Annotated in this window: 24 protein-coding genes and 1 other RNA gene; 6 read left to right on the top strand and 19 right to left on the bottom strand. The window is 71.0% G+C overall.

Translation table 11 applies throughout. The features are described 5' to 3' along the window. Positions 1 to 22 precede the first annotated feature (22 nt). Positions 23 to 673, top strand: a complete 651-nt coding sequence (locus AB0C15_RS19740) for a TetR/AcrR family transcriptional regulator (RefSeq protein WP_357353870.1) — start codon at positions 23 to 25, stop codon at positions 671 to 673. Between the two features lie 55 nt (positions 674 to 728). On the opposite strand, the gene AB0C15_RS19735 is transcribed toward AB0C15_RS19740, so the two are convergent. The 3 genes from AB0C15_RS19735 to rnpB all read right to left on the bottom strand — a co-directional run bounded on the left by AB0C15_RS19735 (position 729) and on the right by rnpB (position 2367). After that, on the bottom strand, positions 729 to 1052 hold the full coding sequence (locus AB0C15_RS19735; protein ID WP_357353868.1) for a hypothetical protein: 324 nt from the start codon (positions 1050 to 1052) through the stop codon (positions 729 to 731). Between the two features lie 78 nt (positions 1053 to 1130). After that, positions 1131 to 1805, bottom strand: a complete 675-nt coding sequence (locus AB0C15_RS19730) for a hypothetical protein (protein ID WP_357353866.1) — start codon at positions 1803 to 1805, stop codon at positions 1131 to 1133. A 146-nt stretch (positions 1806 to 1951) separates the two neighbouring features. Beyond that, an RNA gene (gene rnpB, locus AB0C15_RS19725) (RNase P RNA component class A) lies at positions 1952 to 2367 on the bottom strand. A gap of 127 nt (positions 2368 to 2494) precedes the next feature. On the opposite strand from rnpB, the gene AB0C15_RS19720 reads away from it, so the two are divergent. Next, positions 2495 to 3256, top strand: coding sequence for a sulfite exporter TauE/SafE family protein (locus tag AB0C15_RS19720; protein ID WP_357353864.1), 762 nt, complete (start codon positions 2495 to 2497; stop codon positions 3254 to 3256). Between the two features lie 48 nt (positions 3257 to 3304). Here the strand turns inward: AB0C15_RS19720 and AB0C15_RS19715 are convergent, their stop codons facing one another. After that, complete coding sequence (locus AB0C15_RS19715) at positions 3305 to 4537, bottom strand: MFS transporter (protein ID WP_357353862.1); 1233 nt, start codon at positions 4535 to 4537, stop codon at positions 3305 to 3307. A 54-nt stretch (positions 4538 to 4591) separates the two neighbouring features. Between AB0C15_RS19715 and AB0C15_RS19710 the strand changes: the two genes are divergently transcribed. Then, positions 4592 to 5053 carry a MarR family transcriptional regulator gene (locus tag AB0C15_RS19710; protein ID WP_357353860.1) on the top strand — a complete coding sequence of 154 codons (462 nt, stop codon included), beginning with the start codon at positions 4592 to 4594 and terminating at the stop codon, positions 5051 to 5053. Between the two features lie 127 nt (positions 5054 to 5180). Here AB0C15_RS19710 and AB0C15_RS19705 read toward each other — a convergent pair whose 3' ends face one another. Next, the gene (locus AB0C15_RS19705) at positions 5181 to 6071 is read right to left on the bottom strand and encodes an NmrA/HSCARG family protein (RefSeq protein ID WP_357353858.1); all 891 of its coding nucleotides are present in this window, start codon (positions 6069 to 6071) and stop codon (positions 5181 to 5183) included. A gap of 85 nt (positions 6072 to 6156) precedes the next feature. Here AB0C15_RS19705 and AB0C15_RS19700 point away from each other — a divergent pair, with 85 nt between their 5' ends. Continuing rightward, positions 6157 to 6720 carry a helix-turn-helix domain-containing protein gene (locus AB0C15_RS19700; protein WP_357353856.1) on the top strand — a complete coding sequence of 188 codons (564 nt, stop codon included), beginning with the start codon at positions 6157 to 6159 and terminating at the stop codon, positions 6718 to 6720. Positions 6721 to 6832: 112 nt separating this feature from the next. On the opposite strand, the gene mctP is transcribed toward AB0C15_RS19700, so the two are convergent. The 7 genes from mctP to AB0C15_RS19665 form a co-directional block, all read right to left on the bottom strand. After that, positions 6833 to 8482: a monocarboxylate uptake permease MctP gene (gene mctP / locus AB0C15_RS19695; protein ID WP_357353854.1), complete on the bottom strand. Its 1650-nt coding sequence runs from the start codon at positions 8480 to 8482 to the stop codon at positions 6833 to 6835. Continuing rightward, the gene (locus AB0C15_RS19690) at positions 8482 to 8724 is read right to left on the bottom strand and encodes a DUF3311 domain-containing protein (protein ID WP_357353852.1); all 243 of its coding nucleotides are present in this window, start codon (positions 8722 to 8724) and stop codon (positions 8482 to 8484) included. The genes mctP and AB0C15_RS19690 overlap by 1 nt, the downstream gene beginning before the upstream one ends. Positions 8725 to 8858: 134 nt before the next feature. Continuing rightward, positions 8859 to 10037, bottom strand: a complete 1179-nt coding sequence (locus tag AB0C15_RS19685; RefSeq protein ID WP_357353850.1) for a bifunctional RNase H/acid phosphatase — start codon at positions 10035 to 10037, stop codon at positions 8859 to 8861. Between the two features lie 3 nt (positions 10038 to 10040). Next, complete coding sequence (locus tag AB0C15_RS19680) at positions 10041 to 10778, bottom strand: C4-type zinc ribbon domain-containing protein (protein WP_357353848.1); 738 nt, start codon at positions 10776 to 10778, stop codon at positions 10041 to 10043. Then, positions 10768 to 11640 (bottom strand): Nif3-like dinuclear metal center hexameric protein, encoded by an 873-nt coding sequence (locus tag AB0C15_RS19675; protein ID WP_357353846.1) that lies wholly within the window; start codon positions 11638 to 11640, stop codon positions 10768 to 10770. The genes AB0C15_RS19680 and AB0C15_RS19675 overlap by 11 nt, the downstream gene beginning before the upstream one ends. An 83-nt stretch (positions 11641 to 11723) precedes the next feature. Next, positions 11724 to 12296, bottom strand: coding sequence for a flavoprotein (locus tag AB0C15_RS19670; RefSeq protein ID WP_357353844.1), 573 nt, complete (start codon positions 12294 to 12296; stop codon positions 11724 to 11726). Between the two features lie 16 nt (positions 12297 to 12312). Continuing rightward, on the bottom strand, positions 12313 to 13542 hold the full coding sequence (locus tag AB0C15_RS19665) for a helix-turn-helix domain-containing protein (protein ID WP_357353842.1): 1230 nt from the start codon (positions 13540 to 13542) through the stop codon (positions 12313 to 12315). A 248-nt stretch (positions 13543 to 13790) separates the two neighbouring features. Between AB0C15_RS19665 and AB0C15_RS19660 the strand changes: the two genes are divergently transcribed. After that, positions 13791 to 14462, top strand: coding sequence for a bifunctional DNA primase/polymerase (locus tag AB0C15_RS19660; RefSeq protein WP_357353840.1), 672 nt, complete (start codon positions 13791 to 13793; stop codon positions 14460 to 14462). Positions 14463 to 14991: 529 nt separating this feature from the next. On the opposite strand, the gene AB0C15_RS19655 is transcribed toward AB0C15_RS19660, so the two are convergent. Genes AB0C15_RS19655 through AB0C15_RS19635 form a run of 5 tightly spaced genes read right to left on the bottom strand, consistent with a single transcriptional unit; the run spans position 14992 to position 21255 of the window. After that, a complete protein-coding gene (locus AB0C15_RS19655; protein ID WP_357353954.1) occupies positions 14992 to 15714 on the bottom strand; it encodes an FAD:protein FMN transferase in 723 nt (240 codons plus the stop codon). A gap of 49 nt (positions 15715 to 15763) precedes the next feature. Next, positions 15764 to 16354, bottom strand: a complete 591-nt coding sequence (locus tag AB0C15_RS19650) for an FMN-binding protein (RefSeq protein ID WP_357353838.1) — start codon at positions 16352 to 16354, stop codon at positions 15764 to 15766. A 13-nt stretch (positions 16355 to 16367) separates the two neighbouring features. Continuing rightward, entirely contained in the window at positions 16368 to 17786 is a 1419-nt protein-coding gene (locus AB0C15_RS19645; RefSeq protein WP_357353836.1) for a ferredoxin reductase family protein, read from the bottom strand. Then, positions 17783 to 19165, bottom strand: coding sequence for a DUF1501 domain-containing protein (locus AB0C15_RS19640; protein WP_357353834.1), 1383 nt, complete (start codon positions 19163 to 19165; stop codon positions 17783 to 17785). The genes AB0C15_RS19645 and AB0C15_RS19640 overlap by 4 nt, the downstream gene beginning before the upstream one ends. Before the next feature lie 8 nt (positions 19166 to 19173). Next, positions 19174 to 21255, bottom strand: coding sequence for a DUF1800 domain-containing protein (locus tag AB0C15_RS19635; protein WP_357353833.1), 2082 nt, complete (start codon positions 21253 to 21255; stop codon positions 19174 to 19176). 433 nt (positions 21256 to 21688) lie between these two features. On the opposite strand from AB0C15_RS19635, the gene AB0C15_RS19630 reads away from it, so the two are divergent. After that, positions 21689 to 21946, top strand: a complete 258-nt coding sequence (locus AB0C15_RS19630) for a DUF3040 domain-containing protein (RefSeq protein WP_357353831.1) — start codon at positions 21689 to 21691, stop codon at positions 21944 to 21946. Positions 21947 to 21966: 20 nt separating this feature from the next. Here the strand turns inward: AB0C15_RS19630 and AB0C15_RS19625 are convergent, their stop codons facing one another. Both AB0C15_RS19625 and AB0C15_RS19620 read right to left on the bottom strand, forming a co-directional pair. Then, on the bottom strand, positions 21967 to 22884 hold the full coding sequence (locus tag AB0C15_RS19625) for an SWIM zinc finger family protein (RefSeq protein ID WP_357353829.1): 918 nt from the start codon (positions 22882 to 22884) through the stop codon (positions 21967 to 21969). After that, entirely contained in the window at positions 22881 to 26177 is a 3297-nt protein-coding gene (locus AB0C15_RS19620; RefSeq protein WP_357353827.1) for a DEAD/DEAH box helicase, read from the bottom strand. Before AB0C15_RS19620 ends, AB0C15_RS19625 begins: the two co-directional genes overlap by 4 nt. Positions 26178 to 26319: the final 142 nt, after the last annotated feature.

The following is a 26319-nucleotide window of genomic DNA, read 5'->3' as shown; positions in this document are numbered from 1 at the left end:
CTACATGAGCTAATGTAGCACCATGCAGAACGCACGGGATCGACTCCTGCTCGCCGCAGCGGAGTTGCTGGAGAGTGGCGGCACGGTGTCCACGAGGGCGGTGTGCGATCGCGCCGGGGTGCAGGCCCCGACGCTGTACCACCACTTCGGCAGCAAGCAGGGCCTGATCGACGCCGTGGCGAGCCACGGCTTCACCCAGTACACGGCGATCGAGAGTTCTGGCGACCCGCTGGACGACCTGCGTGAAGGCTGGGACAGGCACGTGCAGTTCGGGCTGGAGCACCCGTCGTTCTACGGGCTGCTCTACGGCCGCGCCCAACCGGGAAAACCCTGCGCCGTCACGGCTCCCGCACACGCCGCGTTGCGCGAACGGTTGACCGCCGCCCGGGGCCTGCTCAAGGTGCCGGCGGCCGATGCCGCCGAGCAGGTGTTGGCCGCCAACGTCGGCATCACGCTCACCCTGATCAGCCAGCCGGAGCCGGATTTCGGGCTGTCCGGACGCGTCCGCGAGGCCGCGCTGGCCGGTGTCCTGCGCATGCCCCCCACCGACGCCCGCGCGACTCGTGCGAGCGCCGCACTGACGCTGCGTGCGCTGGTCGGCGATGACCAGGGCGACCTCACCCCGGGCGAGCACGCGCTGCTCGGCGAGCTATTGGACCGCCTGGCCCACTGATCGAGCCGAGCCGGCAGCGATCACGCCCGATTCCCAAGCTGACAAGGCGGTTGGATCAGGACCAGTTCGCCGGCTCCAGCTGGTTCGAACGGACACGGAACTGGGTTTCTCCGCCGTCGGCTTCCACCTTGTCGAGAGCAGTGCTGACAAAAAGGATCTGGCCCTCCTGCTGACCGACGACATGGCACCTCACGAACACAGACCTGGGCAGCGCAGCGCCGAGAGGGATGTCGTCCTCCCCGAAGAAGATCGGCACCTTGTCGACGAAGTACCAGGTTCGTCCGTCCGCGTCGACCAGCCGCACACGGACCCACCCCGGCCAGTCTTCGTCGACCCATGCAATCGCTTCGCAGCGCAGCAATGCGGTGGACCTCGTCACCGGGCTGATCCTGCCAGGTCGGTCACGCCTGAGCGGCGCGCGGACGCTACCGCCCTCACGTCGAACACGCCGACCCCACTACTTCAGACCACGCGCTCTTTTAGTTTCGTGGACCTTATTGTTGAACCTGTCCCGCAGTCGGGTTCCGAACTTTTCATCGCCGTCGTAGGAAAAATGGACCGCCCCAGTCATTTGCATCGAGGCCAATTCCACGAAGGTGGATGTTCCGATCTTGGCCTTCTCGCGCCAGCCGACCCTACGGCCGAGGTCTCCGCTGGCGGCAACGTCGCCTTGCGACCGCGACGGCTCAATATCGTTCGACGCCGGCGGTCGGTGGTATTTGTCGTAAACGAGCTGCGGGGAGTGCAGGTTGTAGAACGATTCGATTTTCTGGAACGTTGGCCCACTCGTCGGGTAATCACGTACGTTGACGCGGAGGTACCACATCATGTTGAACGCATGATCAGCATTCCGTGGAGGCGTTTCGGGATCCATCTTCCCCACCAGCCTGCCCAGATCATTCCGTTGATATTCTTGCAGCCCTGGATCCGGCCCCCTCTTGACCGCGTCCTTTAAATTTTTCAGGGCTTTGCGGTACTCACTCGACTTGTTGGGCGGGGTCGAGAATCGGATGGCCGCCCCCATTTCGACGGGACGATAGAACGTGCCAGGGTTTGAAACAAAATCAGAAGGCCCCTTGTAGAGGTCGGCATCTGTCATGTATTCAAGGCCGACAGTTCCCGAGTTGTTCATCAGCGCTGGCCCTCCCGGAGATGGCTGTTGCGGATGCCTGTCCGCACTCCAACGGATGAGCGGCGCTGTGGTTCACCGACCGGGCGACCTTTTTCAGTCGAGCGTAGAACTCAGAGCCTCGATCACAGCCCTGAGCTGGTGGGCGACGGACGAGTCGACCTGTACGCCGGATTCTGTGCGCGACGCGTACCCCAAAGGGTTTGCGCCGGCGGCGGCCATCCATCTCGGCCTGCCGTTGCCGGCAGGCTCCAGCGGCCTACCCGCAGACATCGGGCGGGCAGCCCTCAAGCGTCTGCGCCGGGTCGTCATCTTGCGGTGACAGCCCTTGCTTGGCCTTGCTCCGGGTGGGGTTTACCGAGCCACCCCGGTCACCCGGGGTGCTGGTGGGCTCTTACCCCACCGTTTCACCCTTACCGTCCCCATTGGGGTCGGCGGTCTGTTTTCTGTGGCACTGTCCCGCGGGTCGCCCCGGGTTGCCGTTAACAACCACCCTGCCCTGTGGAGTCCGGACGTTCCTCGGCGGCAGGCCGAAGCCCGCCGACGCGGCCGCCCGGTCGACTCGTCCGTCGCGCTCCCATCCTAACGACGAGCGTGTTGCCGGTATTGCCGCCCCGCCTGGACAAGATCGCGCAGCTCACCGCCGGTCCGGCGAAGCCGCCTCGGAGGCCGACGGCTAGCCTCGTGGGGCTATGGATCTCTCCCACGCCGCGCTGCTGCTCGCCGCCGGTCTCGCCGCTGGCACTGTCAACGCGGTGGCCGGTGGCGGATCGTTGATCACCTTTCCGGCGATGATCGCAGTCGGGTTGCCTCCGGTGCCGGCGAACGTCAGCAACTCCGTCGCCGTCTTCCCCGGATATGTGGCGAGCGTGGCGGGCAGCCGGCAGGACCTGCCGCGCCCCCGTGCCCTGGCCACGCTGGTGCCCACCACCATCGTGGGCACCATTCTCGGGGCGTTGCTGCTGCTGGCCACTCCAGCCCGCGCGTTCGAGCTGGTCGTACCCTTTCTGGTCCTCGGCGCGACCGCCGTGCTGGCCTTCCAGGACCCGCTGCGTCGGCTGGTCGGTCACCCCCGGGACATGTCGCCACGCCAGCGGACGGTCGCGGTGCAGACGATGGTCGCGCTCGGCGCGATGTACGGCGGGTACTTCGGTGCCGCCCTCGGGGTGATGCTGGTGGCCGGGCTGGCCCTGGTGTTGGACGCGACCCTGGCCCGGGTGAGCGCGATCAAGAATCTGCTCTCCGCGGTGGTGGGGTGCACGACGCTGGTGGTGTTCGCCCTGTTCGGCCCCTTGAACTGGGCGGTGGTCGCGGTGGTCGCGCCCGCCACCCTGATTGGGGGGTACGCGGGCGCGCGGCTCGTCCGTCGGCTGCCGTCGGTGGTGCTGAAGACGGTGATCGTCGTGTTCGGTACGACGATCGGCCTCTACCTGCTCTGGCGCGCCCTGCACTGAGGTCCGCGCCTCCCCCTCAAACCCGGCCCGCCCCAATGCCCCGGCGGGTCAGTAGGTCTCGCCGACCGGCTCTTCGGCGGTGTTCTCGGCGCTCGCGGCGGCGCGGTTCCAGCGGGACCAGAGCACCCGTTCGCCGTAGCCGGCGGCCATCACGTGCGCGAAGGCCAGGTAGACGAGCACGCCGACGGCGAGCACCCCGAAGCCGACCCAGAACGGCAGTGCCAGGGACTGCTCGGCGAGCTTGCCGGAGATGATCGGTGCCGGTGCGGCGGCGCCCCAGCGGACCAGGTTGAACGCGCCGGTGGCGACGCGCCGGTCGGTGGAGCCGAGGCCGAGCGCCAGGTCGGTGAGGTTGGCGTTGGCCAGGCCCATGCAGAGTCCGGCGAGCACCAGCACCACCAGCGCCTCGGCGGTGCTGCCGGAGGTGGCGAAGAGGACCATGCAGACCAGCAGCCCGGCGATGGCCACGCCGACGGTCTGCACCGCGCCGATGCGGTGGGCCAGCCGGTGACCGATCACCAGGATGCCGGTGGCCAGGCCGAGACCCCAGCCGGTGAACGCCAGCCCCAGCGGGATGATGTCCAGCTTGAGGAAGAGCGGCGTGTAGCCGAGCACCACGAAGAACACGAAGTTGTACGCGGCGGTCACCGCGCAGAGGGCGATGAACGCCGGGCGGCGGTAGGTGGCGAAGATCTGGCCGACGCGTACCGGGGCCTGCCGGTTTGTGGGTTCGCGCAGTTTGCGGGCGGCCACGCCGAGGGCGAGGACCATGAAGACGCCGCAGACGAAGAACGGCAGCCGCCAGCTGACCTCGCCGAGCAGGCCGCCGATCAGTGGTCCGACGGCGAAGCCGAGGCCGAGGGCTGTCTCGAAGAGGCCCACCACCCATTCCCGGTCGACGGCCAGGTTGACGAGCACCACCATGGCGGTGGCGAAGAACATCGCGTTGCCCAGCCCCCAGACGCCGCGCAGCACGGAGAGCTGCACGATGTTGTCGCTGAACGAGGCGAGGATGGCGGCGAGGCCGACCACGGAGACGCCGGTGATGAGCACCGGCTTGAAGCCGAATCGGCCGCTGGCCAGCGTCGCCGGGATCATGCCCAGGGCCATGACCGCGATGTACGCGGTGAACAGCAGCTCGACCTGCCAGGCGGTGACGCCGATCGCCTCACCGATGGCGGGCAGGATCGGGTCGACGACGGCGATGCCGGCGATGGCGAGGAAGGCCACGAGCGTGGTGGCGTAGATGGCACTGCGGTTCGGTTCGGAACGCCGATCCACTCCGACTCCTCAGATAGCTGCATCGTACAGGTATTTACTCTGTATCATACAGCTATGAGCGATGACCACGACGAGAGCACCCTCGGCCGGATCGAGACCGAGGTGGCCCTGCTGATGCGCTTCGGCGAGGCCACCCGGCGGGCTACCGGCACCGCCGAGCACCGGGTGCTGGACCGGGCGGCGTACGTCATCCTGCGCCACCTGGCCGACGCCGGCCCGCAGAACGTCTCGGCGCTCGCCGCCCGCCTCAACCTGGACGGCTCCACGGTCACCCGGCAGGTGTCCGCGCTTCAGCGCGACGGCCTGATCACCCGTACCCCCGACCCCTCCGACGGCCGCGGCACGGTCATCTCCCCCACCTTGGCCGGTCTCCAGCGGATGGCCGCCGTGCAGGCCGCCCGCACCCGGCTCTACGGCGACATGCTCGGCGACTGGAGCAGCGAGGACCGGGACACGCTCGCGGCCCTGCTGGGTCGCCTCAACCAGGCCCTGGTAAATCGCAACCGCCCCCGCTGACCCCGCGTGGTGGCGTCGCGCCCTCCCCCTGCTCGGCGATCTTGCACTTTCTGTCGCGACACATCAGGCATTTCGCTTGTATCGACGACCGAAACTGCAAGATCGGCGCGATCTTCCAAGATCGGTTTCAGGAGAACGTTCGGCGGGCCCAGGTGCGGAAGTCGGTGGCCGGCAGGCCGAGGGCACGGGTCGTCTCCGGACGGGCGGGGCTTCCGATCTCGTTGATCCGCTCGACCGCGTTGACCATGGCGGGCAGCAGGCCGCGCTCGACGGCCTCCTGCGGGGTGAGCACGGGCGCGGTGATCGCCCGGCCGGTGACGTCACTCAGGATGGCCGCGACCTCGGTCATGGTGAGCAGGTCGCCGGCGAGTTCGACGTCCAGGCCGTCGAGCTTCCCCGGGTTCGTGAACGCGGTCGCCGCCGCTTCGCCGATGTCGTCGACGGCGATCCACGGTATGCGCGTGTCTTCGGCGAAGCCGGTGATGATCGTGCCGCTGGACCAGTCGCCGAAGAGGTAGGACCAGCCGACCAGGTTCTCCATGAAAGTCGAGGGCTTCAGGACCGTCCAGTGCGCGAAACCACCCGAGCGCACCATCTCGTCGATTGCCGCCTTGCTCTCCCAGTAGTGCCTGTCCCACCGACCCTCGGCCCAGCCGGGCTGACTGCGGTGGAAGTCGCCGGCACCCGAGACACTGCTGTGCACCACGTGCGTCACGCCGGCCCGGCGCGCCGCCTCGACGACGTTGCGGCCGCGGGTCACCTCGGCGTCGCCCTGCATGTTCGTCACGTCGGGATACGGGATGGAGAAGAGGCCGTTCATCCCGTCCGCCGCGGCGAGCAGCGAGTCGGCGTCGTCCAGGTTGCCGGTGACCAGTTCGGCGCCGCGCTCCCGCAGAGCCTGGGCGCTGTCGGCTCCGGGATCGCGGACCAGGGCGCGGACCGGGACGCCACGATCGAGCAGCGCTCGGGCCGTCGCCCCGCCCTGCTTGCCCGTCGCGCCGATGACGAGAACAGCCACGATGCCTCCTGAGAATAAGTGGGGCCTCCCCCCACTTCCCGTCGGCTACGATACGGGGGACCACCCCACTTCTGCAAGGCGGGCCATGAGAGCGGACGCGCAGCGCAACTACGACCTCATCGTCGCGGCAGCGTCCGAGGCGATCGCCCGCGACGGCGCGTACGCCTCGCTGGAGGAGATCGCCCGATCCGCCGGGGTCGGTTCGGCGACCCTGCACCGACGCTTCCCCACCCGGTGGTCACTGCTCCAGGCGGTCTTCGGTGGATGTGTCCGTAACCTGGCGGCGCGCGCCGGAGATCTGCTCGACGCGCCGGACGCGCTGGACGCGCTGACGACCTGGCTGCACGAGGTGACCGCGTACGCCACGACAACCCGCGGCCTCGCGGACTCGCTCCTGAACGAGCCGCCCGAGGAGTCCGATACCTGCGGCGCGACGCTCGTCGCCGCCGGTGAACCACTGCTGGGTCGAGCGGTCGACGAGGGTTCGGTACGGCCCGACATCACCATGGCCGACCTGATGATCCTCGCCAACGGCATCTCACTCGCGGCGCAACCGATGGGCGCGGCCAAGGCGGAACAACTGCTGACCCTCGCCCTCCAGGGGATCGGGTCAGCGGCCCGGCGCGAGTCGGTCCACGAGGGCTCGTGATGCCCAGGCTTCGTCGATCATGGAGTTGTGGTGGGGGACGACTGCCGTGAACAGCCATCAACCAGGCACCACAACTCCATGATCGACGCGGAAAACCGTGCGGGGGCCGGGGTCAGGCGACCGGCTCGCGGGCCGAGTCGGCGTCGCGGTCGGCGCCCGGGGTGACGCGGGGGTCGCCCTCGTCGGCGAAGTAGTCGTCCGGCTCGGTGCCGTCGACTCCGTCGTCCGCCTTCGCGGCCCGCAGCGCCAACGTCACCAGGGCCGCCACGGCCAGGTTGACCGCCACCGCCACGATGCCGACATAGATCGTCCTGGTGGTGTCGAACCCGAACTCCGACAGCGGGAACGCCGAGCCGCCGAAGTGCTTCCGGGTCGGGCTGGCCACCTGGTAGAGCATCCACATGCCCAGGCCCATGCCGGCCGCCCAGCCGACGATCAGGCCGGTGCGGTGGAACCAGCGGGTGTAGAGGCCCAGCGCCACCGCCGGCAGCGTCTGCAGGATGATCACGCCACCGATCAGCTGGAGGTCGATGGAGAACTGCGGGTCGAGGAAGACGATGCAGGCCACCGCGCCGACCTTCACCACCAGTGAGGTGATCTTCGAGACGTTCGCCTCCTGGGCCGGCGAGGCGTCCCGCTTCAGGTACTCCTTGTAGATGTTGCGGGTGAACAGGTTCGCCGCCGCGATCGACATGATCGCCGCGGGCACCAGCGCCCCGATGCCGATCGCCGCGTACGCGACACCGGCGAACCAGTCCGGGAACTGCTGGTCGAACAGCAGCGGCACGACGGTGTTGCTGTCCACCGTGCCCTCCTTGGCACCCGGCAGCGGCTTCACGCCGGCCGCGATGGCCATGTAGCCGAGCAGGGCGATCAGACCGAGCAGCAGGCTGTACGCGGGCAGCGCCGACATGTTCCGCTTGATCACGTCGCGGTTCCTGCTGGCCAGCACACCGGTGATGCTGTGCGGGTAGAGGAACAGCGCCAACGCCGACCCGAGCGCCAACGTGACGTACTGGAGTTGGTTGTTGCCGTTGAGCAGGATGCCGTCGTTCGGGTTGGGCGAGGCGTCGAACTTCGCGTCCGCGGCGGCGAAGATGTCACCCCAGCCGCCCAGCTTGTACGGCAGGTAGATGACCGCCACCAGGATGACGATGTAGATCAGGCTGTCCTTGACGAACGCGATCAGCGCCGGCGCTCGCAGCCCCGACTGGTACGTGTAGGCGGCCAGGATGGCGAACGCGATGATGATCGGCAGGTGCCGGGCCAAGGCGTTGTCGCCGGTCACGCCCATCGTCTTGAGCACCGCCTCGATGCCGACCAACTGCAGGGCGATGTACGGCATGGTGGCGACGATGCCGGTGATCGCGATGAGCAGTGCCAGCACCGGCGAGTCGAAGCGCTTGCGGACGAAGTCGGCCGGGGTGACGAGGCCGTGCCGGTGCGACACCGACCAGAGCCGCACCAGCACCAGGAAGACCAGCGGGTAGATGACGATGGTGTACGGCACGGCGAAGAACCCGGCCGCACCGGCACCGAACATCAACGCCGGCACCGCCACGAAGGTGTACGCGGTGTAGAGGTCACCGCCGACCAGGAACCAGGTGATCCAGCCGCCGAAGCTGCGCCCGCCCAGCCCCCACTCGTCCAGGTGTGCCATGTCCTTCGGCGCCCGCCACCTGGCGGCCACGAAGCCCATCACGCTGACCAGGAGGAACAGCACAGAGAAGACGATGATCTCGGTGAGATGGTCGCGCCACATCAGGAGTCACCCCGCTTCTTCGTCATCTGGTAGACCAGCGTGGTGGTGCCGACGCCGAGCAGGATGAAGGCCAGTTGCAGCCAGTAGAAGCGCGGGAAGCCGAAGACGCGGGGCGAGTCGCCGTTGAAGAAGATCGGCACCAGCGGCACCACGATCGGGATGAAGAGCAACCAGTTCCAGGGGCTGTGGTCCTTCGCCCTGGTCGGCGCCGTGCGTGGCGCCTCCGGTTCGGGTGCAGCCATGTGACAGACCTCCGGTGGTCGAGGCTCTCGATGCAACGGCCGGAGGCTACGACCCTGTGATGGCCGTCACGCGACCCGAACGGCGAATCGTGCGCCGAGCGGCAAGTGCGGTGCGCCGAATGACGCCGCCCGCATCAGAGCGCGGCGAGGTGGGCGGTGTCGTTGACCGTACGCACGGCCACGCCGCCGTCGGGCCACATGTCGAGCACCGAGATACCGGCCGCGTCCAGGAAGAGCCGGTGCAGGAAGCCGTCACCGGCCGCCAGGGCGTCGCGCAGCACCAGCTTGATCGGCGAGACGTGCGAGACGACCACCACGGTCTCACCGGGGTACGCGGTGAGCAGCCCACCGACGACCCGGTTGGCACGCTCGGCCACGTGGGTGAACGACTCCCCGCCCGGCGGCGCGACCCGGGGTGAGGCGAGCCAGGCGTCCATCTCCCCCGGCCACTGCTGGCGCACCTCGGCGAAGGTACGCCCCTCCCACTGGCCGAAGTCGCACTCGATCAGGTCGTCCTCGGTGCGCACCGGCACGTCACCGAGCGCGCCGGCGATCGACGCCGCGGTCGCCGTACACCGGGACAACGGTGAGCTGAGCACGGCCGCGACGGACGGAGCCAGCTCAGCCACCCGGGCGCTGGTGGCCTGCACCTGGGCGCGGCCCCGCTCGGAGAGCGGCACGTCGCCGCGCCCGGAGTAGCGCCGCTGCTCGGTGTACGGGGTCTCGCCGTGCCGGACCAGGATCAGCCGGGTGGCGGTGAAGGTCGGCCGGGGCTCCCAGGAGGCTGGCGCGGTCGCCGGGTCGCTGCCGGTGGCGGGCTGCCCGGCAGCAGCCGGCGCGGGGCGACCGGTGGCCGCGGCCGGCGCCTGACGCTCGGGGGCCGCGGTCGCCGGGGGACGACCGGCGGCGGCGTCCATGGCGGCGTTGGCGAGGGCGTCGGCGTGCCGGTTCTGCTCGCGCGGGATCCAGCTGAACCGGACCGCGGTGAACCGGCCCACGAGCGCGGCGGCCTGGGCGGCGAGGGGCCGCAGGCCGGGGTGCTTGATCTGCCACCGGCCGCACATCTGCTCGACCACCAGCTTGGAGTCCATCCGGACGTCCACCTCGGCGGCGCCCAGCTCGGCGGCGGCGGTCAGCCCGGCGATCAGGCCCTGGTACTCCGCGACGTTGTTGGTGGCGGTGCCGAGCGACTCGGAGCGCTCGGCGAGCACCTCGCCGGTCTCCGGGTCACGGACCACCGCGCCGTAGCCGGCGGGGCCGGGGTTGCCCCGGGACCCACCGTCGGCCTCGATGGAGACGACGCGCGGCGCCACGACCTACAGGCCCGACTCGTTGGTGCGGACCATGATGCGCCGGCAGTCCTCGCAGCGGACCACGTCGTCGGGGGCGGCCTTGCGGATCCGGGCCAGGTCGGCGCCGGACAGCTCCAGGCGGCACCCGCCGCAGCGGCCCGCGGTGAGCAGCGCGGCACCCAACCCGGTGTCCTCGCGGATCTTGTCGTAGAGGTTGACCAGATCGCTCGGGAGGTCGGCGGCGAGCGGCTGACGCGCCCCCCGCTTGAACTCCTCATCCTTGGCGATCTCGGCAAGCGCGTCGTCGCGGCGCTGCTCGGTCGCGGCCCGCTTGTCCCGCGCCTCGGCCAGCCGCGCCTCCACGCCGTCCAGGACACCCTGCGCGGTCTCCCGCTGCTCCATCAGCTCCAGCTCAGCGTCCTCCAGGTCGCCCTGGCGCCGCTTCAGCGAAACCAGCTCGTGCTGGAGCGCCTCCAGCTCCCGGGCCGGCCCGGTGCCGGCGGCCAGCCGGTTCTCGTCCTTCTCCTTGCGGGCCCGGACCTGCTCGACGTCCTTTTCCAACCGGGCGATGTCCCGGTCCAGGTCGTCCACCGCCACCTGGGCGCGGACCCGGTCGTCCTCCATCGACGACAGCTCGCGGGCCAGCGACTCCAGCTCGGCCCGCTCGGGCAGCGAGCGCCTGCGGTGGGCGAGCTGGGCGAGGTTGGTGTCGATCGCCTGGAGGTCGAGCAGGCGGCGCTGCACCTGAGGGTCAGCCTTCACGGTCGGGCTCCTTGTCGTCCACAACTGGTGCGGCGGCGTGCACGGTCCACGGGTCGGTGTCCAGGTCGGACACCAGCGTCTCGACGTCGAGCGCCTCCCGGAGGAAGGCAGCCAGGTCGTCCAGCCACGGTCGTTCGGTCGCCCAGTGGGCGGCGTCGATCAGAGCGGGACCATCGGCGGCGAGGTGCTCGCCGGCCGGGTGGTGCCGCAGGTCGGCGGTGAGGAACGCGTCCACCCCGGCGGCAGTCGCGGCGCCGAGGAAGCTGTCCCCCGACCCGCCGCTGACGGCGAGGGTACGAACCATACGCCCGGGATCCCCCGCCGCGCGAACTCCCCAGGACGTGACGGGGAGCACGGCTGCGGCGTGCCGGGTCAACTCGTCGAGGGTCATCGGCTGGGGCAGCTCGCCGATCCGGCCGAACCCCCGGTCGTCACCGTGGGCGGGCGAGCCGGGCGCGGGCCGCTGGAGCGGACGCAGGTCGGTGAGCCCGAAGCGGGCGGCGAGGGCGTCCGAGACGCCCGGGAAGGCCACGTCGGCGTTGGTGTGCGCCGCGTAGAGCGCCACGCCGGCCCGGATCAACCGGTGGATGATCCGACCCTTGAAGGTCGTCGCGGCGACCGACGACACCCCGCGCAGCAGCAGCGGGTGATGCGAGACGATCATGTCCGCGTCGGCGGCGAGGGCTTCGTCGACCGTCTCGGGCACCACGTCGACCACGCAGAGCACCCGGCGGACCGGGGCGCTGGGCTCGCCGAGCACCAGGCCCACCCGGTCCCACTCCTCGGCCCAGACCGGCGGAAAGCGCCGTTCCAGCTCGGCCACCACGTCGCTCACCGTGAGGGCTGACCCGCTTGTGCTCATGGCGGGCCAGCTTACCGGCGTGGAGGCCACCGGGCGGTGACACCCGGCCCCGCCGCGTCGGGCGGGAAGGACCGCCGGGTGCGTTAGGCGGCGTTCCAGGAGACGGTCTGCAGCGCGACCAACGGCATCGCCCAGGGGAAGGCGTGCAGGTGCTGTTCCCCCGTCCCGGGTGGGTGCAGAGCGATCACGTCGTCGCCGAAGAGCACCGTGACGCCCCACTCGGCCAACCGGGCCACCCCGGCACGGAACGCCGGGTGGCAGGCCATCGCCTCGTTGGTGTACGGCACCGCGACGATGGGGACGCCCTTGCCCTGGGCCTCGACCAGCAGCCCGAGCGCCAGGGTGTCGGTTATCCCGGCCGCCCACTTGTTGACCGTGTTGACGGTGGCCGGACAGACGATCATGGCGTCGGCCGGCGGCAGCACGTCCGGGTCGCCGGGATTCTTGTAGTGCGTCCGCACCGGGTGGCCGGTCTGCCGCATCAGGGCCGACTGGTCGACGAACTTCGCGCCGTCCGGCGTGGTGACCACGCAGACGTCCCAACCGTCCCGTTGGGCGAGGTCGACCAGACGACCGACGTGCCGTGCCAGCGGCGAACCGCAGGCGATGACGTAGAGCACCTCCCGGTGCCCGCTGTTACGCGCTGCACCGGCCATCAGACCGGCTCCGCGCTCATACCCCTACTCCCATGTGCTCAGCCAACTCCGCTACCGGAGAAGGCGGCGCACCACGTGTGCGACGGAGGATGTCGGACATCACCTCGTGCGCGATCGGCCGGCAGCGGATCTCGGACGGGGCGAGGCGATCACCGAGCAGCAGCATCTCGCCGGCGTTCGCCACGTCGCCTATCTGCGCGTACCCGCGGGCGATGTCGAGCAGGTGGTGGGCGCGGCGCTCGGGCAGCAGCGCGTTGAAGGCGGGCTCCTCGATGCGCAGCTGGTGCACCTCCACGGCCCGCCCTCCGTCGCCCAGCTCCACCGCCGCGGCGGCCCGGTGCAGTTCGACGTTCGTCGGGCCGAACGACGTCCAGTAGTGGTTGTGGTCGCCGCCGAGCAGGGTGGCGGCCTCCTGGGCACAGTTGATCAGGTCGTCGACGCTCGCCTGGTCGCCGATGCGGGAGGCGGCCATCGCGCCCTGGAGCAGCAGCATCCCGTAGACGGAGAGGCGGGCCGGGGAGACCGCGTTGCTGCCACCCGGTGCCAGCCGGTTGGCGATCTGGACGTTCAGCTCCAGGGCCGGACGGGCCCGCCCCATCGCGACCAGGGCGTTGCACACCCGGGTGGTGGCGATCCCGGCCAGCAGCGGGTCGTCGGCCCGCTGTGCCACTGCCATCGACCGGTCGGCGGCCAACCAGGCGAGCTCGCACTCGCCGAGCTTGCGCAGCACCGAGGAGGCGATCTGGTAGACCTGGCCGAGCAGGTGGGCCGCCTCAGCGGCTTGGTCACCGCCGTAGGCGGCGTCGGCCGCCTGGGCGTCGCGCAGGAGCTTGGGCAGGGCCCGGGTGAGCATCCCGTAGCGGCCGTACTGGTAGGTGAGCCAGGCATGGTTGACGGCCTTGCGCATGTCGTCCATCGGTGGCGGGAACGGCACCGCGTCGAAGTACGCGCTCATCGAGTCGTAGCGTTCCAGCGCCGCCCGAATCTCCTGCACCTCGATCTGGTCGATGCAGTTGAGGGCGTCGGCGCGCCGCTCCGGATCCTTGCCCATCAGCAGTTGCACGTCCATCTGGAGGATGTCGGCGATCTCGTAGAGGACGGAGAACTTGTCCAACCGACGGACGCCGCGTTCGACCTTGTCGACCCAACTCTTGGACTTGCCGAGCCGGTCCGCGAAGACCTGCTGCGACATCTTGCGCCGCCCCCGCCAGTAGGCCACTCGCCGTCCTATGGGTAGCTCGTCCATCTCCCCATCCTCCCCTGCCACCGACAACCAATCGAGTCGGGGCGATGTCCGCGGGTGCGGCGACTGCCGTTCATTTTCATGTTTCGGCTGGTCGCACAGGATGTGCGTCAGCCGTACAGCTGGTCCTCGTACTTTTCGTGCAAGTTGCACGGGCCGTTCGTCAACCTCAACGATCGTGGGTTACGGCAGTGACGGTGCTCGACATTCGACCTGGCGAACGCCGGGCCCGACGAGAGGATTTGGCACACATGTGGGGGAATGTCGGACCGCGCGTTGCCGAACTGTCGCCGCTGGAACGGGTCCGGCTGCGCCGGGTCGCCATCCGGTACGCCGTACACGGCTGGGAGGTGACCCCCGGCGCCTGCCTGGCCCGCAGCCGCTTCGTGTGTGGCCGGGCCGGTTGCCCCACAGTGGGCTGTCACCCCGCCCTGGAGAACTGGGAACTCGCCGCCAGCGCCGACCCGGCCCGGGTGGCAACCTGGTGGCGGAGCCGACCACACGGGGTGCTGCTGCCCACCGGCCGGGCGTTCGACGTGCTTGAGGTGCCCGCCCACCTCGGCCGGCACGTGCTCGACGCGGTGCAGACCCACCCGGCCGGCACCGGCGTACGCGGGCCGGTGCTCGTCACGCCCACCGGGCGGTGGATGTTCCTGGTCCGCCCCGGTGATCCGCTCCGACCCGAGTTGGAGCACTGCTTCCACGTGGTCCGGCACGGCCCCGGCTCGTGGATTCCCGCGCCGCCCACCCGGCTGCCGGAGGGCACGGTCCGCTGGGCGGTCGCACCGGAGCAGGCCCGCTGGCAACTACCGGATTCGTACCTCGTGCAGAACACGTTGATCGGGGCGCTGCGCGCCGCCGGGGTGACCCTCGCCCCCGACCTGCTCCCCGGCCACCTGCCGCTGCCCCGACGAGGCATGTGACAGCCGCCCGACCGACGATTCGATCAGGTGCCCGACAGCGTCGCCGGGCCGCCGGTCCTCGTTGACAGGGGAAGAGCGCCGACGCGCGCCACGAACGGGGGACCGATGTCCAGCAACGACAGAGCGCCTCACCCCGGCGGCACCGAGCCGCCCCGGCGCAACCACCCACGACACCGCTGGGCCGGCACCCGACCGGCCGGCTCCCGCCCCGGCCGCCCACGCCCCACCGGCTCCCGCCCAGCCGGCACCCACCGCCCCGTCCGCTAACCCCGCCCGCGCCCGCGCCCACGCCCGCGCCCGCGCCCGCGATCTTGCACTTCCTGTCGCGACAATCTCCTCGGAATAGGACGAACCGCCAACAGAACCTGCAAGATCGCGGGCGCGAGGGGGTGCGGAGCGGCGTGCGGGCGCGTGTGGGGGTGCGGAGCGGCGTGCGGGCGCGTGTGGGGGTGCAGAGCGGCGTGCGGGTGTGAGGGCGCCCGGGGTGCGGGGGGAGCCCGAGGGGCCGAGCCTCAGGGGGCTGAGGAGGTCAGTCGGTCAGGGGTAGGTCGATGGAGTGGTGCTGGCGGGCGTTGTCGGTTATCGCCGCGTGGGTGTGGTCGTCCAGGCGGGCCAGCCAGTTGAGGCCGGGGGTGCCCATGGCGAGGGCGGCGGTGGCGTACGCGTCGGCCACCCCGAGGTCGGTGCCGACCACGGTCACCGAGCGCAACCCACGTGCCGGCGCGCCCCGGCGGGGGTCCAGCACGTGTCGGCCGCGCTCGTAGACGCCGGAGGTGGCCACCGCCAGGTCGGTCCCGGTGAGCACCAGGCAGGCCGCCATCGCGTCCCACGGGTGTCGGATGCCGATGCGCCACGGCTCCCCCGATGGTGACAGGCCCCGCACCCGTACGTCACCGCCGGCGTTGACGCAGTGGTTGACGGCTCCGGCGGCGACGAGTCGGTCCGAGGCGACCTGAGCCGCCCAGCCCTTGACGAAGCCGGACGGGTCGAGCCGGCCGGTGGCGTACGCGTCGAAGAACCCGTCGGTGGCGCCCCACAGGTCGGCACAGGTCTCCAGCACGTGGCGCAGGTCCGCGGACGCCTCGGAGAGCAGCACCTCACCCCGGTCGAAGCGGCACACCTCACTGTCGGGCTGGTAGGTGCTGAACCGCGCGTCCACCTCACGCATCCAGGCGAAGACGTCGTCGGCCAGCTCGCGCAGGGTCGCCGGGGGCAGGTCGTCGGCGAGGTCCAGGGTGATCGCCGTACCCATGATCTGCTCGACCCGGCACAGCCCGGGTCGGGTCAGCGTGGCCCGCATGTCAGAACGCCTGCTCGATGGCGGAGCGCAGCGACTGCTTGTAGGAGTTGCTGGTCTCGGTGGCCCCGGAGACGGTGTCGAGGTTGGCGTTCTGCTTCCGCACCACCTCGCCGCCGCCGCCGTCGTAGCGGTTACGGACGTCGCCGCTGTGGATGTCGGACTCACCTCCGCTGGGCAGCGACAGCGCGACGGCCTCGACGATCTTGTTGCCTGTGACGACGATCTGGACCTGCACGTACCCGTACTCGTTCTCGAAGCCGCTGCCGGTGACCCGGCGGGTGGTCGACTGGGGTGCCTTGGTGGTGGTCCGTGGAGCGCTGGGGGCCTTCGTCGTCCTGGTGCCCGATGGACGCGCGGTGCTCTTGCCGGGCTTGGGTGACGTCGACGGCTTGGCGCTCACCGACGCGGTCGGCGAGCCGTCCGCCGCTTCGGGCTCCGGCGTGCCGGGGTCGACGCCGGGCCCGGAGGGGTCGACCGGTTGGGTGGTGGGCAGGTTCTGGGCGACCTGGGTGGGGGCCGGTGAGCCCTTGAACACCACAAGCGCTGTGGTGCTGGCGGCCAGGCCGGTGATCGCGAGGAGCGCGCGACGCATGGGGGTGCCCTTCCTACAGCTCGAACGTGGCCAGGTGGATCTGCCGCTGGGGCACGCCGGCCCGCCGCAGTGCCCGCACCGACTGTTCCACCAACCCGGGCGGCCCGCACAGGTAGACGTCGCGGCGGGCCACGTCGGGCACGAGTTGACGCAGCCCGTCCGGGCTCATGAGCTGGCGGGGGCCGGGGTCGTCGCGGGAGCCGATGACGTACCAGACGGCGGTGTCGCGTTCCTGGGCCAGCCAGTCCAACTCGCGACTGAGCAGCACGTCGGCCGGGGTGCGGGCCCGGTAGATCAGCGCCGCTCCCGGTGGCAGTTCCTCGAGCATCGCCCGGATCGGCGTGATGCCACTGCCGCCGGCGATCAGCAGCGCGCGTTCGCGGAGTCGGTGTGCGGCGGTGAAGGTGCCCGACGGGCCTTCGGCCCAGACCCGGGTGCCGGGCTCCAGGTCGCGCAGGTCTGCGGTGTGACTACCGACGATCTTGACGGTGACCCGCAGCCAGCGGCCGTTGGCGGCGGCGGAGACGGAGAACGGGTGCGACTGCCACCAGCAGCCCCGGGTGAGGAACCGCCAGCGGAAGTGTTGGCCGCCGAGCACCGCCAGCCGGCCGAGCCGCTCGCCGGTGAGGTAGATGGAGATGGTGTCGGGGCTTTCGGCGACCACGTCGGCGACCCGCAGCCGGTAGCGCAGGTTGAACGCCAGCGGCGTGATCACCCGACCCCAGAGCAGGGCGGCGACCACCAGCAGGTAGAGCGCGATCCAGCCGGTACGCACCGGGCCGGGCTTGTAGAGCTGCGCGCCGTGGGTGAACTGGTGGCCGTAGCCGAGCAGCAGGATCAGGTAGCTGGACAGGTGCAGCGCGTGCCACAGCTCGTAGGGCAGCGCCCGCCGGATCGCCCGGACGCTTGTGAACCCGACGAGCACCATGATGCCGGTGGCGACGAACGCCGAGAGCATGTCCTCGTAGTCGCCGAGCAACGTGCCGACCTCGGCGAGGATCGACTGGTTACGCAGGTCGGCGTACCCGACCAGGATCAGCGACATGTGCGCCAGCACGGTGACCAGCAGGGTGGCACCGATGTCCCGGTGCCAGCGGGCCATGTGCTCGCCGCCGATCCACCGTTCCAGCACCGGCAGCCGGCTCATCATCAGCACCTGTACCAGCAGCAGGTAGCCGGCGACCAGGCCGCTGATCCGGCCGGCCGCGGTGACGGTGGCCGCGGTGGTCCGCAGCGATCCGGCGGGGGTGCCCAGCCACCAGGGCAGCACGCTGGCGAGCAGGCCGACCAGGAGCAGCACGCCCAGCAACCGTCGGCCGCCGGGTCCGCGCCGGGCCGGGATCTGCGGGGGTACGGGCGCAGCCGACCGGCCGCCGTGCCGGGACGAGGTCCCGGTACGACGGCCGGCGGCGTGGGTGTGCGAATACGTCACGCGTACAGCTTCATCGGGGCGTACTTCTGGCGGGGGAAGACCTTGTCGACCTCCGCGTTGGTGAGCCCGAACCGGCCCTGCGCCACCGCGCCGTAGACGTTGAACATGTTGTTGTACTCGGGCACGTCACCGGAGTCCAGCTTGTCCAGACCGTTCCAGGTGCCGAGCAGCGAACCGGCGAGCTTCTTGCCGGACAGCAGGGTGACCACTCCGCCGTGCCCGTGGTCGGTGCCGTTGTTGTTGGAGCTGACCCGCCGGCCGAACTCGCTGGACACCATGATCGTCACGTCGGCGGCCTTCGGGCCGAGGTCGGTGAAGAAGGCGGCCATCGCGTTGGCCAGTTCGTTCAGCCGCCGGTACAGCTGGCCGCCCTCGCGGGTGCCCTGGTTCTCGTGGGTGTCGTAGCCGCCCATGCCGACGGTGGCGACCCGGACGTTGGCGCCGCCCTTGATCAGTTGCGCGAGTTGCTGGAACGCGTTGCCGACGCCCTCGTACGTGACGCCCTCGGCGGGCTGGTACGGCTTGGCGGCGAGCTTCTGCGCGGTGGCGAGCGCGCCCATGCCCTCCTGTACGGCTTCCTCGACCGGGTGGTTGATGCCGGTGAAGAGCCCCTTGATGGCCTTCTCGGTGGCGGCCCGGAAGCGCTCGTCACCGTTGAGCCGCAGGGAGCCGACGTTGTTCAGGGAGAGCGCGCCGTTGTTGCCGACGAGCGAGCGGGGCAGCGTGCTGCCGATGCCGACGCTGCGGAACGCGGTGCCCTTGCCCAGGTTGTCGACCAGACCGTCGAGCCAACCCCGGCCGCCGGTCTCGTTGGGCAACCCGCCCAGGTTGCAGGCGTCGGCGGCCTGGAAGTGGCTGCGGGACAGCCGCTCGTCGGAGACCGCCGGGATGAAGCCCAACTGACCGGCCGTGAGCCACTTCTCCAACGGCTTGAACGCGCCGGTCAGCTTGAAGCCGCGGCCCAGGGCCAGCGAGTCGTTGCCGAGCAGCAGGTCGGGCCGGGCCTTGTTGAGCACCGCGTCGTTGTCCGGGGCGATCAGGCTCAGGCCGTCCAGCCCGCCGTAGAGGAAGACGTGGATCAGGGTGCCGGTCTTGGTCGCCGCGAACGACGCCGAGGTGGTGACGAACTGGGCGGTGGCCAGCGCGGTGGCGGTGGCCGCGGCACCGGCGACGAAGGTCCGCCGGGTCACCCCGCGACCGTCCTGCTGGGCCTCCTCCAGGTTCTCCAGGGTGCGGTACCTGTCGAACTCGGCGGCGTTCTCGGCGGCGACGATGTCGGCCTCGGCGCGCAGCAGGGCCTCGGCCGGGTTGTCGGCCAGCCCCCGCACGTCGGGGCATTCGGGGTGCAGGGGGAAAGAGTTGTACACAGTCTTCTCCATCGGGTGCCTCACCTGAGGTGGTGCTGGGGGGAAGCGAGGATCGCCCGCGCGACGGCGGTGATGGCCCCGTTGAACGTGGCGTCGACCTTGGCGGTCGCCGCCACACCGGCCACGCCGAGGATGAGGTTCTTCTCCCGCGTGCTCAGCTTCTGGCCCACCAGCCGCTGGGCGAGCGCGTCCACGTACGCCCCGGCCGTCGCCGGTGGCTTGGCGACCAGCTTCTCCGGCGCCGTGTACGTGAAGGTGGTGCGGTAGCCGGCGAGGATCTCGCCCGCCTCGTTCCAGCCGTTGACCATGGTGCCGGCCGAGGTCCACGCGACGTAGACGTCCGGGTAGCCGTCCGGGGTCGGGTGACCCATCGGGGACTGGCCCAGCTCGCGCATCTTGTCGTGGATCTGGCGCAGCCCCCGGGCGTACGCGGTGCGCTTGCTGTCGCCGTTGTTGTGCTTCGGCGACGCCTCGGGCGAGACGCCCAGGGTGCGGTACGTGGCGACGAGGTACTCCATCGGCCGGCGCACCTTCTGCCCCACACCGGCCCAGAACTCCGAGGAGCAGAAGAGCGTCATCAGGACCGGCTTGATCATGCCCTTGTTGGTGGTGTACGTCTTGGCCAGCCGGTCCACCAGGGACTTCGGCGGGGTGTCCGAGACGAACCGGGTGGCCAGGCTCTGCGCCACGTACTTCGCGGTCGACGGGTGCGTCGCGATGTAGGTGATGTACGCGTCGATCGCCGCTTCGGCCTTCTTCGGGTCGGACGAATTGTTCGCGTGGGTGAAACCGAGGATCTTCACCTTGCCGACGTAGTGCTGCTCGGGGCGGAAGACGTACTTGCCCTTGTCGTCCACACCGCGGCCGGTCTGCAACATGGCGGCCTGCCGGACGTCCGGCTCCTTGTAGCCGCCGTCGACGCCGACCGAGTAGAGCTCGAGGTTCTCCCGGGCGAGGTTCTCGTTGATCGCGTCCTTGCGGGAGTCCTTCTGGTTCAGGTAGATCAGCAGCGCCGGGTGCTTGTTCGCGGCGACGAGCATCTCGGGGTAGCTGCCCAGGGCGTGCTTACGAATGACGTCCTGGTCGAAGGAGTTGCGGTACGTCTCGCCGCCGTCGAAGTCCGCGGCGACGTGCAGGAAGTCGTTCCAGAAGTCGACCATGACCTCGAACAGTTGGCGCTTGGACCAGATCTGCCGGGCGATGGTGGCGTCCACCATCTCCCGCTCCGGCTGGGCGTCCTGCTCGTTGAGCTTGTCCCGCTGGTCGCGCAACTGCTGCACGGAGAGCTTCTGGGTCGGCAGCTCGGCGAGCTTCAGCTCACCCTTGCTCGGCTCCAACTTGTCCGGGTCGAGCTGGGCGCGGATCCAGGCGTCCATGCCCTCGCGCTTGATGTCGGCGACGACTGCGGGCGTCACGCCGAAGGTGGCACGCCGGGCCAGGTGCAGGATCGGGTCCTTGGCCAGCACCGTCTTCACGGTCACCTTGGTCGCCGCCGCGGCCGCGGCCGGGCCGGCGAAGCTCCGCCCGCCGGCCGGCGCGTTCTTCTTCAGCGCCTCACCGGCCCGCGAGCCCATGTAGCTCTCGTTCTGCTCGGTGTAGGTACGCACCGTGCTCGGCTGCTGGCCGCTGGGCCGCGCCGCGGTGCCGTCGGTCACCGTGCTGCCGGTCGCGTCGCCGGCCGCCGCCTCGTCGCCGAAGAGGCCACGGATCTGCGGGGTCATGGCGAGCGCCGCGCCACCGGCGACGACGGCGGCGGTGCCACCGAGGGCCACCATCGCCTTACGACGACCGACCTTGCGGCCCGGCTCGTCGTCATCGTCGATGGTGGGCAGTCCGGCGCCGGCCGGGCTCGCCAGGGCCGGGCGGCCGAGGCCCTCCGGGCCGACCCACTGCGGACCACGTGGGGCGGGTGCGGGCTGCCCGGCGTACTGCTCGCGCGGGTCGGCCTGCGCGGCGTAGCCGCCCTGGTAGGGGTGGGGCGAGTCGTAGCCGTACGGCGCGGGCGTGTGGGGGTGCCCGTAGCCGTCCGCGTTGGGGTTCTGGCGTCCGTCCCAACCGCGGTCGTCCCGCGGTCGACGTGGTGGCACATTCTGGTCGGCCATGTACCAATCCCGATTTCTGATGAGCGCCGAAGACTGCTGCCGGGCAGGTGCGGCAGGTGCGGCGACTGTTGCCTGAGGGGGGTTGCTACGGCAAGGTAACCAAGCCCTCAGGGCCCTTCAAGGTGGGCGGAACACCCTCGTGCGGGCACTTAAGACAGCGTTCAGTACCAGCTCGGCAGCGGGCGGTGGGGTGGGTCCGTCCGCAGACCTTCCCAGCAGGGCGTACGCACGGCACGCGGGGACGGATCGGACCGCGCACCCGTACGCGACGCTTTCGGCGGCGTTCACCACCAAAGGCAAACTTAAGGTGGGAGTAAGCCGGACATGAGGCGCGCTCGCGTGGCGGGAAAAGTAGCAGGAGCGGGTGAGCGTGAGCCGCCACCGTTGCGGGTATGCCGCCGAACCGCTGAACGCGTGAGGGGAAGGCAGCGCCATGCTCAGCAAAGAGGATCAGCGCAGATTCGACCAGATCACCCGTCAGCTCCGCGAGAGTGACCCGGCCTTCTTCAAGCGGCTGGATCATCGGGTCCGGGCCCGCAGAGGCCGCTACCTGATGTTGTTGACCATCGTGCTGTGGGCGTCGCTGCCCGCGATAGCCGTGTTCGCCGGTCGGATGACCGGAGCGATCTGCGCGGTGGTGCTGGTGGCCAACGCCGCGATCATGTGGCGTTTCCGCCGCCGCTGGACGTGACGGCTCACCCGCTTGACCGCTCAGCTGTCGGCCGGACCGAACGCCCGGTACGCGCGGCGCAACCGTTCGAGCAGTCCCGGCCCACCGATGGCCGGGGCGGGCGCTCCGAGCTGGCGCAGCAGCAGATCGGTGCCGGTCACCAGTCGGGGCGGCCGATCCGGCAACGGCACCGGCGCCGACCAGAACCGGTCCGCCGCTTCCGCGAGCGGCGTCGCCGACAACCCGGTGAGCGCACGGGCGGCACCGACCGGCGCGGCGACGTCGACCACCGCCGCCGCACAGTCCGGTTCGGACGGTGGTTCGGCAGACGACTGCGGTGGCGTGGCCCCGGTGGTGGCCACGCGGCGGGCGCGGAGTTCGTCGAGCAACTCCGCGCGGGACCGACCGCGCCAGTGCAGCAGCTCGAACGGGTCCGCGTCGAACGCCTCGGCCAGCAGGTAGAACGTCGCCGCGAGGTGTTTGCAGGGCACCGCGAAGTCGGGGCAGTTGCAGCGCTGGGTCAGCTCGTCCACACCGGCCGGGAAGAGCGGCGCGCCGGCGGCGGCGAACAGCTCCTCCAACTCGTCGGGGAGGTCCCCGGCGAGCAGCCGGGCGCTGAAGAACGCCTGCCCGGCCAGCTCGGCCTCGATCCGGGACCAGAGCACGGCCGGGAAGGGGCTCAGCGCGATCGACACCTGGTACGGCTTCGGCCGGGAGCCCTGCACCACCGCGCTGACCCGCCCGGGTGCGATGTCGAGGGTGAGCACCTGACCGGCCCGCGCGTACGACCGGCCCCGGGTCAACCGGGTGCCGAGCGCGAACGACTCCAGCACCTCCAGGAACCGCCGTGACCACCAGGACCGGCCGATCGCGCCCCGGGCGCTACGCGCTCGCAGACCCCCGTCGACCCGACGTGGACGCCCGTAGTCGGCGAAGTCGCTCACGGTTCGCTCGCTCACTCCACCACCGCCCCGGCTTCCAGGGCGAACAGGTCCCGCAACTGCCCGGTGGACAGCTCGGTGATCCACTGCTCACCTGTGCCGACCACCCGCTCGGCGAGGCTGCGCTTGTCGGCGATGAGCGCGGCCACCTTCTCCTCGACCGTGCCGGCGCAGACGAACTTGCGGACCTGCACCCGTCGGCGCTGCCCGATCCGGAACGCCCGGTCGGTGGCCTGGTCCTCGACCGCCGGGTTCCACCACCGGTCCACGTGCACCACGTGGTTCGCGGCGGTCAGGGTCAGCCCGGTGCCGCCAGCCTTGAGGGACAGGACGAACAGCGGCGGACCCTCGGCCGACTGGAAACGCTGCACCAGGGCATCCCGCTCGGCCTTGCCGAGGCCGCCGTGCAGGAACAGCACCTCCCGACCGAACCGCGCCGACAGGTGACCGCGCAACATCGCACCGAACTCGGCGTACTGGGTGAAGAGCAGCGCCCGCTCCCCCGCCGCCAGCACCTCCTCCAGGATCTCGGTGAGCCGTTCCAGCTTGCCGGAGCGGCCCTCCAGCGCTGAGCCGTCGCGCAGCAGTTGGGCGGGGTGGTTGCAGACCTGCTTGAGCCGGGTCATGGTGGCCAGCACCAGGCCGCGTCGCTCGATGCCGTCGCTGGTCTCGATCCGGGCGAGCATGTCGTCGACCACCACCCGGTACAGCGCGGCCTGCTCGGCGGTGAGGTTGCAGAGCACCTCCATCTCCAGTTTCTCCGGCAGGTCCGAGATGATCGACGAGTCGGTCTTGAGCCGGCGCAACACGAACGGGCCGGTGATCCGGCGCAGCCGTTCGGCGGCCTCGGCGTCACCGTGCCGCTCGATCGGCTCGGCGAACCGCTTGCGGAACGTCGCGGCCGGCCCGAGCAGACCCGGGTTGGCGAACTGCATGATCGACCAGAGGTCCGCGAGGCGGTTCTCCACAGGCGTACCGGTCACCGCCACCCGCTGCCGGGCGGGCAGCGCGCGCACCGCCTCGGCCTGTCGGGTCGACGCGTTCTTGATCGCCTGCGCCTCGTCCACCACCACCCGGTGCCAGTCGATGCCGGCCAGGTCGACGGCATCGCGGGCGGCCACCGAGTAGGTGGTGAGGACCAGGTCCGCGTCGTGCGCGGCCGCGGTGAAATCCGCCCCCCGGGCCCGCTCGGCACCATGGTGTACGTGCACCCGCAGCCGCGGCGTGAACCGGGCCGCCTCCCGCTGCCAGTTGCCGACGAGCGACATCGGACAGACCAGCAGGGTCGGCCCGGCCTCCGGCGGGTCCCCGGCGAGCAGCGCGAGCAGTTGCACCGTCTTGCCCAACCCCATGTCGTCGGCGAGCACACCGCCCAGGCCCAGCGAACGGAGGAAGGCCAACCAGGCCAACCCCCGCTGCTGGTACGGCCGCAGCGTCCCGATGAAACCCGGCGGCGGGTCCAGCGGGGTGAGCCGCCGCTCGACCGCGCCGGCGAGCAGATCGCCGAGCGCCCCGTCGGCGCTCACCTCGAGCACCGGCAGCGCGCCGGTCGCCTCGCCGTCGGCCAGCCCGAGGCGGAGCAGGTCGGCGACGCTCAACTCACCCGTGGAGCGGAGCAGGCGCAGACCGGCGGCGAGCCGCCCCGGGTCCAGTTCCACCCACCGGCCGCGCAGCCGCACCAGCGGGGTCTTCATCTCGGCCAGCGCGGCCATCTCCTCGGCGGTCAGCGGATGGTCGCCGAGCGCGATCTCCCAGCGGTAGTCGACGAGGGCGTCCAGACCGACACCGGCCTCGGTGCCGCCCACCGTGCCCGGCGCGGTGCGGCTGCGGGCCCGCAACCGGGCGCCCAGTCGCGCCGACGGACGCTGCCACCAGGACGGCAGCAGCACCCCGAAACCGGCCGCGTGCAGCACCGGGGCGCCCGCACTGAGGAATCGGTGCGCCCCCTCGACGTCCAGCTCCATCGCCTCCGGGGCGGCGGTACGCAGTGCGGTGTCCAGGTCCGGCCAGAGCCGGCTGGCCCGGCCCAGCTCGGCGAGGAGTGTCTCCTGCGGACTCGTCGTACGGCCGACCAGGCCGCCGAGGGTCTGCGGCGCGCGCCAGACCTCCCCGGCGTCGACGTGCAGGCCGGGCTCGTCGGCGGCCTGCAACCCGAACTCCAGCCGCCAACGCCCGCCGCCTGTCGACCCGACCGGCACGGGCGCGCTGTCGACCGGCACCGGCGCGCTGTCGGCGGGCACCGCCCGGGTGGCCAGGAACGGTTCGGTGACCTCGTCGGGGGCCGGTTCGACAAGCCGGAAACTGGCCCGCACCGGGCCACCGGCGGCGTCCCGCTGCCAGGCGTCCAGTTCGGCGGAGAGGGTGGCCAGCCCGACCGGGTCGATGGTGAAGTCCCGTCGTGGGCCGGCGAGCGCGGCCAACCAGGCCGGTGCCGGGCCACCCGGGCGCAGCCCCCGGGCCAGGGTGGTGGTGGCGAGCGCGCCCCGCGCGGCGGCGTCGGTCAACGCGTCGAGCGCGTCCGCGACCAGCTCGGCCGCGCTCAGCTCGCGCCGGTCCGAACTTGTGGCCGTGGCGGCCCCGCTGGGCGGCGGACCAACAGCGGCGGCGGACGCCGACAGCGGGGCAGCGGGTGACTGACCGACGGCGGCGCTCGGCGACGACGGGACGGCGGCTCGGGCGGCGGGTGGCAGGGCCAGCGCCAGCGACCGCGCCCAGGCGGCGTCGGTGCCGGTCAGCAGCGGACGCCAGACCGCCTGCGCGGGCACCGACACGGCATCGCCCGACGCCGCCACGTCACCCGTCGTCGTGCCGGCATCGGGCGTCTGGTCACCCGTCGTCGTGCGTACGCCGGGGAGGGTGCGGCCACGGGTCACCAGGTCGGCGGCGAAGTCGGCAAGTTCGGCGAGGTGTCGCAGCGTGGCCCCGGGTACCGCCGGGATGTCGTCCAGGGAGCGGAGCAGCGGCAGGGCGGCGTCCGGGGCGTACACCAGGATGGGGACCCGCCACCCGGCCAGGGTGAGCCGGCCGCGGGCCGCAGGTGCGACGGTGGTCCGGATCAGCTCGGGTGAGTCGGTCGGCGCGCCGGCCAGGGTGGGCAGGGTGAGCAGGGCGCTGTCCAGCCGGGTCGGCTCGGCGGCCTCGGCGAGGAGGCCGGCCAGGTCGGCATGCCCGGCGGCGAAGGGGTGCGGGCGTTCCCGGGCCGGCCGGCCCGGACGCGGTGTGGGGATCGGTGCGGCGCTGTCCTCGGCCCAGACGGCAAGGCCGCCGGTCGAGCTGCCGCCAGGCAACCACAGCCCGTGGATGACCAGCACGTGCTCCCCCTAGTCGCCGTCCGCCCCCAGGATAGGCGGCCGGACCGACCAGGCCAGCGCACCCGCCGCCGCCCCTGCGCGATCGTGCAATTTGTGCTGACGTATTGCAACGAGTGCACCTTTGATCCCCCGCTGCCCCGCT

The organism is Micromonospora sp. NPDC048835 (assembly GCF_040649995.1).
Classification (GTDB): domain Bacteria; phylum Actinomycetota; class Actinomycetes; order Mycobacteriales; family Micromonosporaceae; genus Micromonospora.
Note: the sequence above shows the minus strand (reverse complement) of the source record. Positions and strands in the feature narration are given on the sequence as shown.

What these genes read in the sequence shown, in the direction of transcription:
- AB0C15_RS19660 (WP_357353840.1), top strand. Translation starts at nt 13,791, where the DNA reads ATGTGGGGGAATGTCGGACCGCGCGTTGCCGAACTGTCGCCGCTGGAA.
- AB0C15_RS19670 (WP_357353844.1), bottom strand. Translation starts at nt 12,296, where the DNA reads ATGGCCGGTGCAGCGCGTAACAGCGGGCACCGGGAGGTGCTCTACGTC.
- AB0C15_RS19650 (WP_357353838.1), bottom strand. Translation starts at nt 16,354, where the DNA reads ATGCGTCGCGCGCTCCTCGCGATCACCGGCCTGGCCGCCAGCACCACA.
- AB0C15_RS19720 (WP_357353864.1), top strand. Translation starts at nt 2,495, where the DNA reads ATGGATCTCTCCCACGCCGCGCTGCTGCTCGCCGCCGGTCTCGCCGCT.
- AB0C15_RS19630 (WP_357353831.1), top strand. Translation starts at nt 21,689, where the DNA reads ATGCTCAGCAAAGAGGATCAGCGCAGATTCGACCAGATCACCCGTCAG.
- AB0C15_RS19675 (WP_357353846.1), bottom strand. Translation starts at nt 11,640, where the DNA reads ATGAGCACAAGCGGGTCAGCCCTCACGGTGAGCGACGTGGTGGCCGAG.
- mctP (WP_357353854.1), bottom strand. Translation starts at nt 8,482, where the DNA reads ATGTGGCGCGACCATCTCACCGAGATCATCGTCTTCTCTGTGCTGTTC.
- AB0C15_RS19740 (WP_357353870.1), top strand. Translation starts at nt 23, where the DNA reads ATGCAGAACGCACGGGATCGACTCCTGCTCGCCGCAGCGGAGTTGCTG.
- AB0C15_RS19640 (WP_357353834.1), bottom strand. Translation starts at nt 19,165, where the DNA reads ATGGAGAAGACTGTGTACAACTCTTTCCCCCTGCACCCCGAATGCCCC.
- AB0C15_RS19655 (WP_357353954.1), bottom strand. Translation starts at nt 15,714, where the DNA reads ATGGGTACGGCGATCACCCTGGACCTCGCCGACGACCTGCCCCCGGCG.
- AB0C15_RS19730 (WP_357353866.1), bottom strand. Translation starts at nt 1,805, where the DNA reads ATGAACAACTCGGGAACTGTCGGCCTTGAATACATGACAGATGCCGAC.
- AB0C15_RS19690 (WP_357353852.1), bottom strand. Translation starts at nt 8,724, where the DNA reads ATGGCTGCACCCGAACCGGAGGCGCCACGCACGGCGCCGACCAGGGCG.
- AB0C15_RS19700 (WP_357353856.1), top strand. Translation starts at nt 6,157, where the DNA reads ATGAGAGCGGACGCGCAGCGCAACTACGACCTCATCGTCGCGGCAGCG.
- AB0C15_RS19665 (WP_357353842.1), bottom strand. Translation starts at nt 13,542, where the DNA reads ATGGACGAGCTACCCATAGGACGGCGAGTGGCCTACTGGCGGGGGCGG.
- AB0C15_RS19635 (WP_357353833.1), bottom strand. Translation starts at nt 21,255, where the DNA reads ATGGCCGACCAGAATGTGCCACCACGTCGACCGCGGGACGACCGCGGT.
- AB0C15_RS19710 (WP_357353860.1), top strand. Translation starts at nt 4,592, where the DNA reads ATGAGCGATGACCACGACGAGAGCACCCTCGGCCGGATCGAGACCGAG.